This is a genomic window from Porphyromonas gulae DSM 15663, from assembly GCF_000378065.1.
Classification (GTDB): Bacteria; Bacteroidota; Bacteroidia; order Bacteroidales; family Porphyromonadaceae; genus Porphyromonas; species Porphyromonas gulae.
This window is the reverse complement of sequence record NZ_KB899151.1, coordinates 18,501-33,235: the sequence shown is the minus strand read 5'-3', so window position 1 is coordinate 33,235 and position 14,735 is coordinate 18,501. Positions and strand designations below refer to the sequence as shown.

At 47.0% G+C, this 14,735-nt stretch carries 14 protein-coding genes; 4 read left to right on the top strand and 10 right to left on the bottom strand.

Features of this window, described 5'->3' with window-relative positions; genetic code table 11:
• Positions 1-23: 23 nt before the first annotated feature.
• Complete coding sequence (locus F452_RS13205) at positions 24-176, bottom strand: DUF1661 domain-containing protein (protein ID WP_080637671.1); 153 nt, start codon at positions 174-176, stop codon at positions 24-26.
• Between F452_RS13205 and F452_RS12405 the strand changes: the two genes are divergently transcribed.
• Complete coding sequence (locus F452_RS12405; protein WP_160224173.1) at positions 109-270, top strand: DUF1661 domain-containing protein; 162 nt, start codon at positions 109-111, stop codon at positions 268-270. The two genes, F452_RS13205 and F452_RS12405, sit on opposite strands and share 68 nt — an antisense overlap.
• 268 nt (positions 271-538) lie before the next feature.
• On the opposite strand, the gene cas2 is transcribed toward F452_RS12405, so the two are convergent.
• From cas2 to F452_RS11285, 9 genes are all read right to left on the bottom strand, one after another.
• The gene (gene cas2, locus F452_RS13200) at positions 539-853 is read right to left on the bottom strand and encodes a CRISPR-associated endonuclease Cas2 (protein ID WP_455566605.1); all 315 of its coding nucleotides are present in this window, start codon (positions 851-853) and stop codon (positions 539-541) included.
• 20 nt (positions 854-873) lie between these two features.
• Positions 874-3,969, bottom strand: coding sequence for a CRISPR-associated endonuclease Cas1 (gene cas1, locus F452_RS0102445; RefSeq protein WP_018964676.1), 3,096 nt, complete (start codon positions 3,967-3,969; stop codon positions 874-876).
• Between the two features lie 55 nt (positions 3,970-4,024).
• Positions 4,025-4,789, bottom strand: a complete 765-nt coding sequence (cmr6, locus tag F452_RS0102440) for a type III-B CRISPR module RAMP protein Cmr6 (RefSeq protein WP_018964675.1) — start codon at positions 4,787-4,789, stop codon at positions 4,025-4,027.
• Positions 4,786-5,229 (bottom strand): type III-B CRISPR module-associated protein Cmr5, encoded by a 444-nt coding sequence (gene cmr5 / locus F452_RS0102435; RefSeq protein WP_018964674.1) that lies wholly within the window; start codon positions 5,227-5,229, stop codon positions 4,786-4,788. Before cmr5 ends, cmr6 begins: the two co-directional genes overlap by 4 nt.
• A complete protein-coding gene (gene cmr4 / locus F452_RS0102430; RefSeq protein WP_026292126.1) occupies positions 5,222-5,950 on the bottom strand; it encodes a type III-B CRISPR module RAMP protein Cmr4 in 729 nt (242 codons plus the stop codon). The genes cmr5 and cmr4 overlap by 8 nt, the downstream gene beginning before the upstream one ends.
• A 13-nt stretch (positions 5,951-5,963) precedes the next feature.
• Positions 5,964-7,199: a type III-B CRISPR module-associated protein Cmr3 gene (gene cmr3 / locus F452_RS0102425; RefSeq protein ID WP_018964672.1), complete on the bottom strand. Its 1,236-nt coding sequence runs from the start codon at positions 7,197-7,199 to the stop codon at positions 5,964-5,966.
• Position 7,200: 1 nt separating this feature from the next.
• Positions 7,201-8,853 (bottom strand): type III-B CRISPR-associated protein Cas10/Cmr2, encoded by a 1,653-nt coding sequence (gene cas10, locus F452_RS0102420; RefSeq protein ID WP_235317469.1) that lies wholly within the window; start codon positions 8,851-8,853, stop codon positions 7,201-7,203.
• Positions 8,828-10,138: a hypothetical protein gene (locus F452_RS12590; RefSeq protein ID WP_018964670.1), complete on the bottom strand. Its 1,311-nt coding sequence runs from the start codon at positions 10,136-10,138 to the stop codon at positions 8,828-8,830. The genes cas10 and F452_RS12590 overlap by 26 nt, the downstream gene beginning before the upstream one ends.
• A 466-nt stretch (positions 10,139-10,604) precedes the next feature.
• A complete protein-coding gene (locus F452_RS11285; protein WP_080734104.1) occupies positions 10,605-10,757 on the bottom strand; it encodes a DUF1661 domain-containing protein in 153 nt (50 codons plus the stop codon).
• On the opposite strand from F452_RS11285, the gene F452_RS12585 reads away from it, so the two are divergent.
• The 3 genes from F452_RS12585 (at position 10,726) to uvrC (ending at position 14,729) form a co-directional block, all read left to right on the top strand.
• A complete protein-coding gene (locus F452_RS12585) occupies positions 10,726-10,818 on the top strand; it encodes a DUF1661 domain-containing protein (protein ID WP_230587196.1) in 93 nt (30 codons plus the stop codon). The two genes, F452_RS11285 and F452_RS12585, sit on opposite strands and share 32 nt — an antisense overlap.
• A 200-nt stretch (positions 10,819-11,018) precedes the next feature.
• Positions 11,019-12,896, top strand: a complete 1,878-nt coding sequence (gene mnmG / locus F452_RS0102405) for a tRNA uridine-5-carboxymethylaminomethyl(34) synthesis enzyme MnmG (protein WP_018964668.1) — start codon at positions 11,019-11,021, stop codon at positions 12,894-12,896.
• Positions 12,897-12,929: 33 nt separating this feature from the next.
• Positions 12,930-14,729 (top strand): excinuclease ABC subunit UvrC, encoded by a 1,800-nt coding sequence (gene uvrC, locus F452_RS0102400; protein WP_033317126.1) that lies wholly within the window; start codon positions 12,930-12,932, stop codon positions 14,727-14,729.
• The last annotated feature ends 6 nt before the right edge of the window (positions 14,730-14,735 follow it).

Genomic DNA, 14,735 nt, shown 5'->3' with positions numbered 1-14,735 from the left:
GTCTCGGAAGTCTCGGATTTCAATTATTCCGATCGGATTTTCTCGAACCGCAATTGCTGCGATTGTGGCGCGTGTTTTCGGGAAAAGCGGCGCGGGATTTTTTTCGCTGTGGCACGGGAAGTAAAAAATTCTCGAACCACAGCGAAAAAAATCTCGCGCCACGTTTTTCGGAGCATCGAAATAGAAAATTATGGTGCGCAAACGGCCTTGGCTCGCACACAAGCGGAAGGCTGTGATTATGCTCTTATCTTGTGCAAAACACAATATTAACCGCTCCAAAATCTAACTTGGAAAGTCCAAGTGATGATGAGTAGAGCATCAAGAGTCTTAATAGCCTTACAGACTGTGTATGTATAGTGAGGGCTACAAGGGGCAATGTCAATCCACATTTATTGAAGTCTTAATAGCCTTACGGACTGTGTATGTATAGTGAGAGCAAAAGCCGAAGTCTCAAGGTTTACTGGCATCTAGTCTTAATAGCCTTACGGACTGTGTATGTATAGTGAGAATTATTGATATGAATTGGTATGTTATGGGTTTAGCGTCTTAATAGCCTTACGGACTGTGTATGTATAGTGAGCCTTTTCCTCCGGCTCTTGGGTGGGGTCGGATGTCCGCTCATCCAAGCTGCGGTATAACAATGCTGACAGAGAGGAAGAAAAAACACCTTGTCTCTCTTAGCCGTCTGTGAGGTAACAGCCTCTACCAACTTGTCCATGGTCAGCTCTCGCAGGCTGCAGATGAATACCGATTTATTGATGCGTACACCACACTGCTCCAATATCCGAGCGACCTTGCGCCTTCGTCTGTTGGAGGATATGTCGTATGCAACCAATAGTTTTTTGTCGTTCATAGCTCTTTCCCGCTCTCGGTCTACCATTTGGGGGTATAGAATTTGATGCGCTTCACCTTGCCACAGCAAAAGGCTCTCACGTCTTTGGTTTGCAGCTTCATAATATCGGAGAAAAGCTTTTCCCCGGATCGATAGTATTCGGTAGCAAACCAGCGTTCGTTTATCTTCGTTATGATGCGGCTGCGTGTAGACATATCCAACAGCCCTTTGTTATCCTGCCCCACATCTTCCCCCTTGGCCAGTAGGGCGAGGATGCTCCTATCGACGACAAAGGCCCGGTATTGCTCCATGAGGTCGAAGCACAGGGCCGGTCTATTGTCTTGCGTGCTGTGCAGGATACCGATATTCGGGTTGAGCTGCCAAAGGTCTATTGTCTTCATCACATAGCTCCGGAGGATTGCGTAGCCATAGTTTAGCATCTGATTGACCAATCCCTCGGCTCCCTTGTGCTCTCTCCCCTCAAATTCATGTCCGGAGCGATGCACCAGCAGAGCGAATGCCCTCCAATAGACTTGTGCGCAGCGTGCTTCATGAAGCATGGCATGCTGTCGGAAGTCCGCAAGGGAGCTGCCCTCCGCTATAGGTATATCTTCCAGCTGCTTTAGCTCGGCGATAGCGTTGGAGAGAGGTTCTTTCAGCTCTTTGTCGTGGCGATAATACTTGTGGTAGTAGCGCAGGAGTTTGCCCTGATTGCGAACCTTGTTCCGGATAAGAGCGAGGATGAACTCCTGCTTCTTCTCTTCGCTCAGGCGCATCTGGGCTTCCATCACGGAGGGCAAGATGGTATTCATGCCGTCGAGAGAGGCATAGGCTTGGCCCGTTGCATTGTAGAATATGACTCTGATATTCTTCTTCCTGCAGTATTTGGTGACGTTACTGCTGAGAGAGACTCCGTCACTGATGATGCTGATCTGCTCTATCCGTGCGGCAGGTCGTTTGCAGATTGTCTTCCCATACTTCCTTACAAGCACGTGGTTGCGACTGATACCGATGAAAGCTCCGGGCTCGGTAACCACCAAGTCGAATATCTCTTCCCTCTCTTGCAAATGTCTTTTGTGCTGCTCACGCAGGATCTCGCTCTCTTTCTTTATCGGGAAAGGGTCTGCACTTGGGAGCACTGTCTGCCGCATAGCCTCTCGAAGAGTCTGTTGGGCCGTTTCCGAAGAGAGAAAGCCCAGCCGTAGCAGATTGTCCTTGGCCTTTTTCCGAGCCTCGGAGGTCGGCAGTGATGCGATGTGAGCGGCATAGACAGCGGCGGCCGCTTTGTCAATGGCCTCTATGTCTACCTTTTCGAGCAGTTTGCGGTAGTACTGCTCCATGCCCTGGATCGTCTCCGAGAGGGCTGAGAAGTTTTCGGTGTCGCGATGGAGCGCGAGTGCGATCTTGCGTTTGAGCCCCTCCGTCTTGTCCCGGCTCATACACCTTGAACCATCTGCACGGAACGTGATACCGAGGAAACTGAAAGAGCTTTTTATGCTCGATACGACAAAGTCCCTGTTCAGCTTCAGCCCTTTGCGGGACTTCAAATGTTCGCTCAGGTCTTGGAGAGCCTTCAGCGGATCCGCTCTCTCCGGCAAAAAGAGTAGCAGGTCGTCGGCATAGCGGATAAATTCGGTTGTTATATGCCCGGCAATGTAGCGATCCGTGTCTTCCAAGTAGAGGTTGGAAAGCAGAGGGGCCAGAGGGCTTCCCTGTGGGATGCCGGAGGATGCAGGAGTATATTGCTGCGTGCGGTCTACGACTCCGGATTTCATCCAGAGGCTCAACATACGGGTCAGGAGGGGATCTTCGGTCGTTCTCAGGACTTTCTGCAATAGAGAGGGGACAGGGATGGAATCGAAGAAGTTGTCTATATCGCAGCGCACCACTGTATAGTTCTCATCCAGAGAATCCAGCAGATGCTGCACTTTACGAATGGCAGCCACAGCCCCCTTTCCCTTGCGATAGGCATAGCTCTGTGCAATGGATAAAGACTCGGTGATCGGATAGAGTATGCCGGCCAGGCTTCTCTGCAAGTGTAGATCCACTGCCGAAGGGATATGTAGCTGCCGGTAAGAGCCATCCCCCTTGGGTATGTTCACCGAGTGATAAGGCTGCGGTATATAGCTGCAAACACGTAGGGCTTCCAACAAATCTTGTCGCTCCGCTTCTGCCATGGGAAGGTCACGATCCGCAGCCAAAGAAGAGAGCCACTTGCGGTACAAGGCATCGTTGACCGGAGTGCTCTCGATCTGACCATTCCCCACAATTGTATGATTGCCTATATGCACCCAATGCGCCATCGAGAGCATGAGGGCTGCTACGGGATCGTAGGGAACACGGTAGAAGAGCTGACCCAATATGCCGGACATGTCGTACTGTCTGTTTTCCTTGATAGTAGCCTTGCGTGGCATACTTATCTGGGAGTAAATCAGCCCATCGTGATCGGGGAAAACATATCGCTCCACAGAAGTCTCTCCCCTGCTCAGGTATTGGGTATATAGCTCATACAGACGTCGTGAGAGTCTATTCATCAGACGCGAGTAGGGTATTTCCGCGGACAGTATTTGATCTACCTTGATACTGGCCGGAGACAGAAAGCGCACAGCAAGGATTTCGCCCCAACGGATTGCTTGCCGAGAGAAGAAGTCTACCGTAAGTGCTGCATCCTCTACCCTCAGCCCGGACTCGTATTTCTCTGTCGTGGGATTGTACAGGCGATAGGAGTCGTACGTGAGATTATTTTCCCGAAAGAAGTTGTACGCCTGCCATTCCGGAAGGAAAGAGAGAAAGTCTCCGACCAGCAGAGGATCTCTCGTTACGACGGTAATGTACAGATCCATGGCTTCGCCTGCCTCCAGAGACTTCCGGGAGGGTTTGTCGGCTCGAATGATCAGGCGCGAGGTGTTGCCCGGTCCCTTGCTTTCGTCCGCGTCTTCCTCTTGTGGCTTGAATATCTGCCCATAGAGGTAGGCGTACTGCTTACTATTTTTGAGGGCATTGCCCAATGCAAACCGAGGCATGAAATACCATTTGCGTTCGAAGGCAATAGCACGTTCGGCTCTGAAACGAACGCTAAAATGGTAGGCGGTGAAGTCCGACAAGAAGATCGGCAACGAATCTGTGGAGAGTGGCATACAAAACTCTTTGCTGAGGAAAAACGACCCGATGGAGAGGCAACCGGCCGTAATCCTACTTCTGAGGTTTTACGAATTGCCCGTAGCCGACATTGGTCTTGGCCCCGAGACCAAAAGTGCAGATAATAGCTTCGAAGAGCTTTGTCTTAAAGTCTACCGTTAGTTTCTCTCCATGAGCTTTCAGGATAAAGCGAAACTTATAGGTTACACCCGGATTGACTCTCAAGAAACGTACAGGATTAGGGTTTTGCAGAGGATTGGGATGGTGCGTGATATAGTCCTCTCCAAAGAGTTTGTTATCTGCTTTTATCGGGATAGCATCGAGGAATATGTCTCTGTCATAAATGGAAAGCCCTTCTCCCTCAAACACAGTCTTAATAATTTCTTCACGTGTAACTCCGCTGTTGGGTTTATAATCTGCAAGGAAGTCCCACTCTTCGATGGCAGAGCGTAGCATCCCTTTGATAGAAGAACCGGGGATAACGGGCAAACCCGATGTATAATCAAAGTACATCCCAAGGTTGTAAACCTCCGGTGCGTCATCTTCCTTATCCCCCTCAACCTTCTTACCCTTTTCATCCGCAGGTTTGTTTATCTCGTGATGATAGCCCACACCACAGAGCAACCCCGGATAGCAGGTCTTTAGCTCGAAGCTCTTTATCCCCTGGATATTCACTTCTTCGTTGTAGGGAGGTAGGGGCTCCTCATTTAATTTATCATTCTTTCCTTTATTGAACGTAGAGAAGTTGGTTACAATGCCCTCACTATTGAGTTTTATCGTATTGAAATACTCTCGATAGTACCAGTATCCAAAATTCATTGTGCACCTCCTTTTTGTTGTTCTGTATTGCTTGTCTCAGGTTCTTCAGCAACAAAAGTCCTAAGCGCCAGCTTGAGAGCCACCGCATACTCAAGTATTTTGCGCTCCCACTCCTTGGCTTTGCCCTCTAACTCTTTTATAGTTTTCTCTGGCTTACTTTCATTATCCACCTCTTTTATAATTAGTTGTATAATGGCTGTGGGGTCTGTATCGTTGCTTATGACTTCCATATAGTATAGCGCTTTAAGCCATAGCTCTCGCTTATCCTTATTGTAGAATATGAGCGTAGGGAGAAGTCCCGACTGAATGATATTAGGGCCAAGAGCATTGATATATCCCTCGTGGACTTTCTCGAACTTCTTATCCTTGCCAACAATACCCACTCCCTCAATGGCCTGCATAGCCTTGGGTATCAAATCCTGTATAGTCTTCTTATTCATTTTGAGAGGAATCTTTAAGGTTAGTAATCTTGCAAAAACCATAACCAATAGAGCCATTGGCACCTATTTGGATGACTTTCTCTTGGATTATCTTGTCGAACTTCGCAAAGATCTCTTCATTATCGTAGGATACGAAGAAGACAAAACGGCTCTCGGCAGGCACGACCTCTTCGTACCATAGGTTCTCACTCTTCCCATTCTCCAATTTGTTGCGGGCTATGACCGGGAGTTGCTCGAGGGCCTCATTGGATAAATCCTTTTCAATCCCTTTAGGTAACAGAGCTTCAATATTCGATGGAGCAGAAAGAAGGTTTGCTAACTCCGTTATAGGCTCTTGCAGGGTTTTATTTGTTTTCAGGATGTAAGTGGCACCCTCTTGAGTTGTCTGAACAGGATAGGCTAATAGGTTGGCCTGGAAAAAAGTGAAGTTGCCAACGCTATGCTCTTTGGGATTCTCCTCATTACTATTATCACTCTCATTACCCTTGCTTTCGTCTTTTACATCCCTGCTCACATCAGATCCAAACACATGCTTGATGTCGGCAAAGCCTTGCTTCGAAAAGAACTGTCTCAAAGCCCCTTTGAGGCTGGAGGAGTAGATGCAGGGCATCCCTGTGGTTACATCTCGTTGTACACATTTGTCCACCACTTCGTAGGTGGCATCTCCCTTACCCACATGCATATTGGTAAGGCAACGGATCATATAAGCTGCTGTTTTCATATTCTGATTGTTGTTATTTTTTTGTTTTTGTTGGTTCGATGATGATAGCACGATTATAGCCGATGGTATAGAAGTTGGGGACTTTCTCGAGGTCCTCACAGAATTGATTTGCTTGATCTTCAGTATCGAAGTAAAACACGGAGCCTCTGGCATATAGTTCATGTTGATGACTTAGAGCCGTTTCATCTTTTTCGAGGTACTGCTCCTCTCTTTTCTTCTTCTTGTTGTAGAACTTTCGTGTCCCTACGTGAGTGAGCAAACAGGCAAAGTCTTTCACTTCCGTGCTTGCAAATTTTACCCCCTTGAGGTGATTAGGCTCAATCTTAGCATCGGATAGGAGTACCACGGTATAGTGCTTCTCATCGCTCGTAAGAGCAGAACCCTTAATGTTGAGTTGGAGATCCTCTGTCTTTTCGCTTACCTCCATAAGGAAAGGTTGTCGCTCTCCACCGAGGTAGACAATTCTCTTATCTAACCTCTTATCTAACTCTTTGTATTCGATTTCTCTCTTTATTTCTAAAATAGTGGCAAAGCAGAAGTCGTGCTCTCGCACGGGTGGTTGCTTGCGCCCTTTATTCTCTTCGTCCTCTACTACCTCTTTGAAGTTTTTGAAATGGTAGTATCTCTGACGGAAGAAGGCATCGTCGTTCGTAGTCCCTTTATAATCTTTGCGTATCCCGATGCGCTCATCTTTTATAAAAAAGTCCTCTTCGTTAAGGAGTGTAGTGCCATTGGAAGATAGCCAGCAAGATGCCAGCCCTTTCTTGGGGTCATAAGCCTCTTCTTTCTCCTTTTGAGACTCTCTACTCTCAAAGATGGGAGGGCATTCATCTTCATAGGAGAGGTGTAAGAGATTGTATGGGGCTTCTTCTTCCTTCTTTTGAAACCGTCTACCCACAGGTAGGAAGTACTCTTCCTTACCCTCATTGTTCTTCTTGTCTATGATAAAGACAGGAGAGAGCGACTGGATAATACCAAACTGCAACTTATCCTTGACGAATGGAGAGAAACTCTGTTTGCCAATCAATTCGCCAGCTTTATGTTCATCTTGGATTTTATTATCCTTGAAGATTTCCTCTCCTGCTATTTGCAACAGTTGATAGCGCAAAAGCCCCAACAAGGTGGTTTGCTGTGGAAAGTGGGAGGAGTACACGAAGTAGTTGGCATTGTCATCGCCAAAGGTTTTCTTCTGCCCAAAGAAAAACTTATCCAAAGGCGTAAGTTTAATAAGATAGGTATAGGTAGACATATTATTTCTCTTTTTTAGCCGTTACAAATTGACAGTAGCGCAAGATGCCGTGCAGGAGTTTCTTTTTGTCTTTCAACTTGCGGGGGGCATCTTCGGAGCGATGCATGGAGTGGATAAACTTCTTCAGGAGGTCGAAAAACACTTCGTTCTCCTTGTGAATCTCTTCGTCGAAAAAGTTGTCAAAGACCGCATTGATACGCTCTTGGGACTGGGTAACCTCCTCAGTGAAAAGTATCTCATACATCTCTTCTATCCAATAGATAAGACTATTGAGCATATTCCCATCGCCTTTGAAAGCTCGTACAAGCTCGACAGTCTTTCCATACAAGCTTTCCTTTCGAGCAGTCTCATCAGCACCGCTATGCTTACACGGCAGTAGGAACTCTATCTTCTGCCCACTGTGTTTCTGTATGGATATAGCTACGGCATCTTTCTTCTTTTCCTTTTCCTCTTTCTCTTCCTTTGCTTTCCTCAACATGCTATCAGCTATGTGTATTGCCTCAGACATGGGACTCTTGTAGTAAAAGATACTTACGCCGTAAGACATCGAAAGACCTGTACCTATCTTCTTTTGGATAAACAAGTCATCTATCTTCTTGATAAGGTTGAATACATCCTTTTCGGTATCGCCCTCCAATACAGGAGCAAAGAGAAAGAGATCATCCCCTCCGATATAAACAGGTATAGCCTTTGTTTTCCGTATTAACTCATTGGCCACCTCAACAGAGAACTCGAAGAACGATTTTGTAAATCTGGTTAGCTTGTTTTCCTTTTCTCCGTTTTCTTTTATTTCCTTTTCCTCGTCTACTTTGAGTTCTTTGATGTATGTCCCAAAGCCATCCCCGTCCGCCTTTATGACTGCCAAATACTTGTAGCAGTTGCGAAACCCTTCCTTTGAGGATTTTAATTCGCTGTACTCTACCTCTCCGTTTTCATCTTTGGGAGGATCTTGTTCCCATCCCGATACAGCTATCTCTGAAGTGCTTGGGAAAGCTCTTTCTTGGGAATAAGCCTTTAAGAAAGGATTATTGGGAGCCTCGATAAAGAGTTCCATATAATCCTCATCGGTGTGCGAGGAGGCTTTATTGAACAACTCCTGTGTATCTAAGTATTTATTGAGTTGCTCCAAGATGTTACAATCGGAGCTAAGCTCTACCGTTATGCAGGAGATTGAGAGGTAATTCTCTAAGTACTTGCGAATATCCTCGCCCTTCAAAGCAGCATTGCTATATCGACTTTGTATTTCTTCAAGCTCTCTCTTCCGCTTTGGGTCACTTTCCTTTGCTATCTTTTGCTCAATATCCTTTTCTTCTCTCTGAAAAGTAGATATGAATTTGCCTGCAAGTTCGCCGAAAATTTCCTCTTTTATTTCTTCGAGTTTCTTCTCTTCAAGCTCTCCTTTGGCAAAAAGCCTATCGGGGAATAAGCCCACCTTTTCAGAAATCTCTTGCAAACCGTCTTTGCCAACTTGAGCTGGAGAGATAATATCTACCCCTCTTTGGGATACCTCTTCAATTAATTCCCGCATTATCCATGAGAAGAGGTAGCTCGCAGTCCAAAGGGACTTCACGCTTCGGGCCTTGTCTAAGGTTTTACCTATCGGCCCAATGGTTATTGCTGTGTATGCGTTATTTTTTATTTCTTTCGAGTTCATCATAAATAGCTTTTATTCCGTCGAAAATATCCTTACCCTCTCCAATTGCTGTTGACTTTCTTAGCTCGAGCTTCATGTTTGAAAATATATATCCAAGAACTTCTTTCAAATCAATATCCGTTGGGACTTTCAAGGTTAGAGGCTCCTTTTTGAGAGGAGTAGCATTTTCTTTGTATAGTGCTTCCACGCAAACTTCGCTACCTAAAAAGTCGTTCCATCCAGAAGATTCCGGGAAGACATCAAAAAACACAGTAAAATTATTGCCAAAGCGAATAGGCTTGAACTGGATGGGTGACTTCAAACGAGAAAACTTTTCTTCCCCTTCATCCGTTTCTTTTTTGCAAGTCTTCTTAACCTGATGCTTTTGCCCCCATGCTTCATCGGTGGAGAACCCTAATAGATCTCTAAAATCATTTTTCTCTTTAGAAGAAATATCTTTTACTTTATATTTTATCTTTTCCTCTTCAAGTTGCTTAGGAAAGAAATACTCTTTGATGCTCTTTTTGTCCCATTGTTCTTTTAGAACGGTCGTTACGTAGTAATGCAGTGCTGACTTGAAGTAAAGGATATTTGTCTTTTTCCCTCCTTTCACCCTATACTCATTTATGCCACTTCTAAGGCTTTTATAGAAGTAGTTTATTCTATTCATAACCTCCTTGTAGTCGCTTCCTGAAACATCGAAGGAGTATTTATAGACATCTATAATCTCCTTTTTTTCATCATCCTTTATTGTGAACGAACCGTATCCTTTGGATTGTCTTGTACCAAAGTTGTGAAGTTGAAAGAACCGAACAATAGACTCCTTTATACAACCTTTCAGAACTTCATCCTTTACCAATATGATTATCTGCACACTCTCTGCCATAACCAATCGTTTGGGCTTTTTTGCTTTTATGTTTCCAAAGTACATAGGTGCACTTTTTGCATCTATGTCTTCAGTATGTACCTTATGAGCGATAATCCTCATTTTATAGTTCAAAGCTCCCTCTTGTCCGGGGATGAGACAAAGTTCCAATTTAGCATCCTTATTCCCTTTCTTCTTCTCTTCCTCGTAAACTCTACGGGCCTCTACATCTTTACTTTGAAAGTATTCTATCCCCCTTTCGATAAAGTTTTCTTCTGTTGTCGAAGCAGTTTTCTTTACAATCCTCTTGCCTATCTGCGTCAAGACAAACTTGTCGAGCTTCGGTTTGACCTCGGAGGCGCGCAGCGTTGCCCCTGCATCCCTGGCCTGGAAGTGGATGATAGGCGTATGCTGTTCCAATTCAAATTCTAACTTATACATCGTGGTCTATACTTTTTGTTTTGTATTGTCCTTACAATTATCCTTTCTTGCTCTTGTTCGACCAATCTTTGGTGACGTAACTTCTCCTTTTTGATTTTGATTAAAGATATGCCTACTGTAAGTTTCAGCTTCCATACACTTAATATTTTTTATGAGCAATCTATAAAATGATCGAATTACATCTGTGGTATAGACTTTGGAAATCTCTAACACATATATATTATTCTATCAAAATGCAATGAACATCCCGAAGGGAAGAAGCTCTCTTTGCCTCCATTTATGGGTAAATGAGGTAAAAAGATCGGTCTGATTCATTGTTTTTAGAGTTAAGGCCAAATTTAATACAAATAAGTGGACACACTTTTAATTCGATTGATAAAAATTCGTCCGTGTAAAGATCGTTATGAAGCAGACTAATATGGGGCTATCCACTAAAAGGTATTATCTCCGGTAAAAGGAGAGCAAGTTAGGCCAAATGGCATAATTTTTTTTTTGCAGACAAATCCGCCTCTCCGAAGTTCACAGACCGGAAATGCTGCGATTGTGGCGCGTGTTTTCGGGAAAAGTGGCGTGAGATTTTTTTCGCTGTGGCGCGTAAATTTTTTACTTCCCGCGCCAAAACGAAAATGTTCTCGCGCCACGTTTTTCGGAGCATGGAAACAAGAAATTATGGCGCGTAAACTCGTCTTTCTCTCCCAATACGGTGCCGAACGAAATGTTGCACCTCCATGCGAAATGAACTTTTGGGAGCTTGATTCCGAGATAAATACCGCTCATCCCCCGACCAAGCTCCATAGACGCAAAAACCGAAAGTTGCTAACTTTGTTAAGTAATCACGGCCGACACCGGTGTCGGCCACCGGTACTAAGGGAACATTCCAATGCAATTTAATTATGATGTCATCGTGGTGGGTGCGGGCCATGCCGGCTGCGAAGCGGCTGCGGCTGCGGCCAAGCTCGGTTCGCAGGTATTGCTCATCACGCCGGACATGAACAAAATAGCCCAAATGAGCTGCAATCCGGCTGTCGGAGGAATAGCTAAGGGGCAGATAGTCAGAGAGATAGACGCCTTGGGCGGACGGATGGGTATCGTCACGGATGCTACAGCCATCCAGTTTCGCATGCTCAATCGGAGCAAAGGCCCTGCCATGTGGAGTCCGCGCGCTCAGAGCGATCGCATGCGCTTCATGGAAGCATGGCGCGATATAGTGGAGCACGAGCCTAATCTGTACATGTGGCAGGACAGCGTACGCAGCCTCTCTATTCGTCAGGGTGCCGTCACGGGAGTAGCGACGGCTCTCGGGGTGGAGTTTCAGGCACGTACCGTGGTGCTGACTACAGGGACTTTCCTCGGAGGTGTCATGCACTTCGGGGAGCGTATGATCGAAGGAGGACGAATAGCCGAACCGGCTTTTCACGGCATCACGGAGCAGCTTCGTGATCTGGGCTTCAGGACCGACAGGATGAAGACGGGGACTCCGGCACGAATCGACGGCCGGAGCATCGACTTCAGTCTGACCACGGAGCAGTCGGGAGAGGAGGATCACCACCGTTTCTCCTATATGGATACGCCCCGAAGGGTACTACGCCAAAGGAGTTGCTACGCGCTCTACACCAATCCCGAGTGCCACGAGATACTGAGCAAAGGACTGGACCGCTCTCCCCTGTACAACGGACAGATCCAAAGCATCGGCCCTCGATACTGCCCCAGCATAGAGACCAAGATCGTCACCTTCGCCGACAAGGAGATGCACCAGCTGTTTCTCGAGCCGGAAGGAGAGACGAGTAACGAGTTTTACCTCAATGGCTTCTCCTCGTCTTTGCCTTTGGAGATTCAGCTCGAAGCCCTGAAAGCCATCCCGGCTCTTAGCCATGTGCATATCTATCGTCCGGGTTATGCCATCGAATACGACTTCTTCGATCCCACACAATTAAGACATACGCTTGAGACCAAACCGGTGAAAGGGCTGTTCTTCGCCGGTCAGATCAATGGCACGACCGGCTATGAGGAGGCTGCCGGACAGGGACTGATAGCCGGTATCAATGCTCACCTGCAATGCCATGGCGCAGGCGAGTTCACACTCGGACGCGACGAGGCTTACATAGGGGTGCTGATCGATGATTTGGTGAGCAAAGGCGTGGACGAGCCCTACCGCATGTTTACATCTCGAGCCGAATATCGCATCTTGCTACGTCAGGACGATGCCGACATGAGGCTCACGCCGAAGGCGGAAGCGATCGGACTGGCAGACAGCAGACGCAGCGAATTGCTCCGAGAAAAGCAAGCATTTCGCGATAAGCTGATCGACTTTACGCACAAGTTTTCCCTCAAACCGGATCTGATCAACCCGCATCTGGAGTCGGCCGGCTACCTTCCTCTCAAGCAAGGCATCAAACTGTACGACCTGCTGCTCCGTCCTCAAATAGGGATGAATGAAGTCTGTTCGATGGTGCCCTCTCTCCAAAGAATCGTTGAAGAGATTCCGGCATCCAGACGTGAGGAGATCGTGGAAGCTGCGGAGATCCTGATCAAATACGACGGCTATATCAAACGAGAAAGGGCCTTGGCGGACAAGATCAACAGGCTCGAGAGTATCCGACTTCCACAGCATGTAGATTATATGCAGATGCAGTCCCTCTCCACCGAAGCACGCCAAAAACTGACGAACATCCGGCCGGAAACCATAGCACAAGCATCGCGAATACCGGGAGTCTCACCCCACGACGTAAGTATCCTTCTCGTTCTCTGTGGCAGATAACGTTTCACGTGAAACAAAATATCGAACCGAATGATGACCCCCGACGAACTGAACATCATCCTCCCTACCCTGCCGGAAAAACCCGGTTGCTACCAGTACTTCGATGAGGACGGGAAGGTAATCTACGTAGGCAAGGCCAAAAACCTTCGCCGTAGAGTCAGTTCGTATTTTCACAAAGAGCACGCAGACAGGAAAACCCGCATACTGGTCAGACAGATCAGGAGCATCAAATACATCGTTGTGGACAGCGAAGGAGATGCCCTGCTGCTCGAAAACTCACTGATCAAGGAGTATCAACCTCGGTATAATGTCCTGCTCAAAGATGGGAAGACATACCCCAGCATAGTCATCAAACGGGAGCCTTTCCCACGTATATTCGCCACACGGGACATCAAGAAGGACGGATCCGAATACTTCGGCCCCTATCCGGGCGCACTCATTGCCAAAGGGATGCTTCGCCTTGTGAAAGAGATCTACCCGATCCGTACCTGCAAACTGGATCTCGGTGTGGAGAAGATCCGACAAGGGCGGTATCGCGTCTGCTTGCAGTACCATATCAAGAAATGCAAAGGCCCCTGCGTCGGCAATCAAACTTCGAACGAGTACGAAAGCAATGTATCGGAAATACGCGATCTGCTCCGAGGCAATCTGCACAGACTTGTACGCATGTATCGTGACAGGATGCAGGCATACAGCGAAGAACTGCGCTTCGAAGAGGCACAGATATGCAAGGAGAGAATAGAGCTTCTTGAGCGATACGAAGCCAAGCATACGGTCGTGCCACGCAATATAGACAACGTAGATGTTTTCTCTTACGACGAAGACGAGCACACGGCCTATATCAACTACATGCACATAGAGCACGGAGGGATCAATCGTGTGTACACCTTGGAGTACCGAAAGCAGATCGAGGAATCGAAAGAAGAGCTCCTTGCTGCGGCGATAACAGAGCTGAGACAACGATTCGAAAGCAACGCTCACGAAATCGTTCTGCCGTTCGACACCGGTTGGCAAACGGGAGAGAGCATCACGACTACGATCCCCCGGCGTGGAGACAAACGGAAACTGCTGGAACTATCCGAGAAGAATGTGGCTCAGTACAAACTCGACAAACTCAAACGTGCCGAGAAGCTCAATCCCGAACAACGTGCTCTACACATCGTCCACGGGATCCAAAGGGATTTGCACTTGGACCGCCCACCCAAACATATCGAATGCTTCGACAACTCGAATATACAGGGTACGAGTCCGGTGGCGGCCTGCGTTGTTTTCAAAATGGGGAAACCGAGCAAAAAAGACTACCGAAAGTTTCACGTGAAAACAGTCGAAGGGCCGAACGACTTCGCCTCCATGAAAGAAATCATCAGCCGGCGTTACTCCCACCTCACAGAGGAGGACTTACCCCTACCCGACCTGATCGTCGTAGATGGAGGCAAAGGACAGCTTAGCGCAGCCTACGAAACATTAGATAAATTGGGACTCATCGGCAAGATACCCATCATAGGATTGGCCGAACGACTGGAAGAGATTTTTTTCCCGAAGGATCCCGTTCCGCTGATTTTGGACAAGAAAAGCGAAACGCTCAAGGTCATACAGCACTTGCGCGACGAAGCGCACCGCTTCGGGATCGGGTTCCACCGCGATGTACGAAGCAAGAAACAAATCCAAAGCGAACTGGACAATATCAGAGGCATCGGCAAGAAAACGAAAGAAGATCTGCTCCGCCATTTCAAAAGCGTAAAGCGAATACGCTCGGCTGAAGTGGAAGAACTTAGTGCTCTTATCGGCCGAAACAAAGCGAAACTATTATACGAAGGACTCAGAAAGAAATAAGAAACG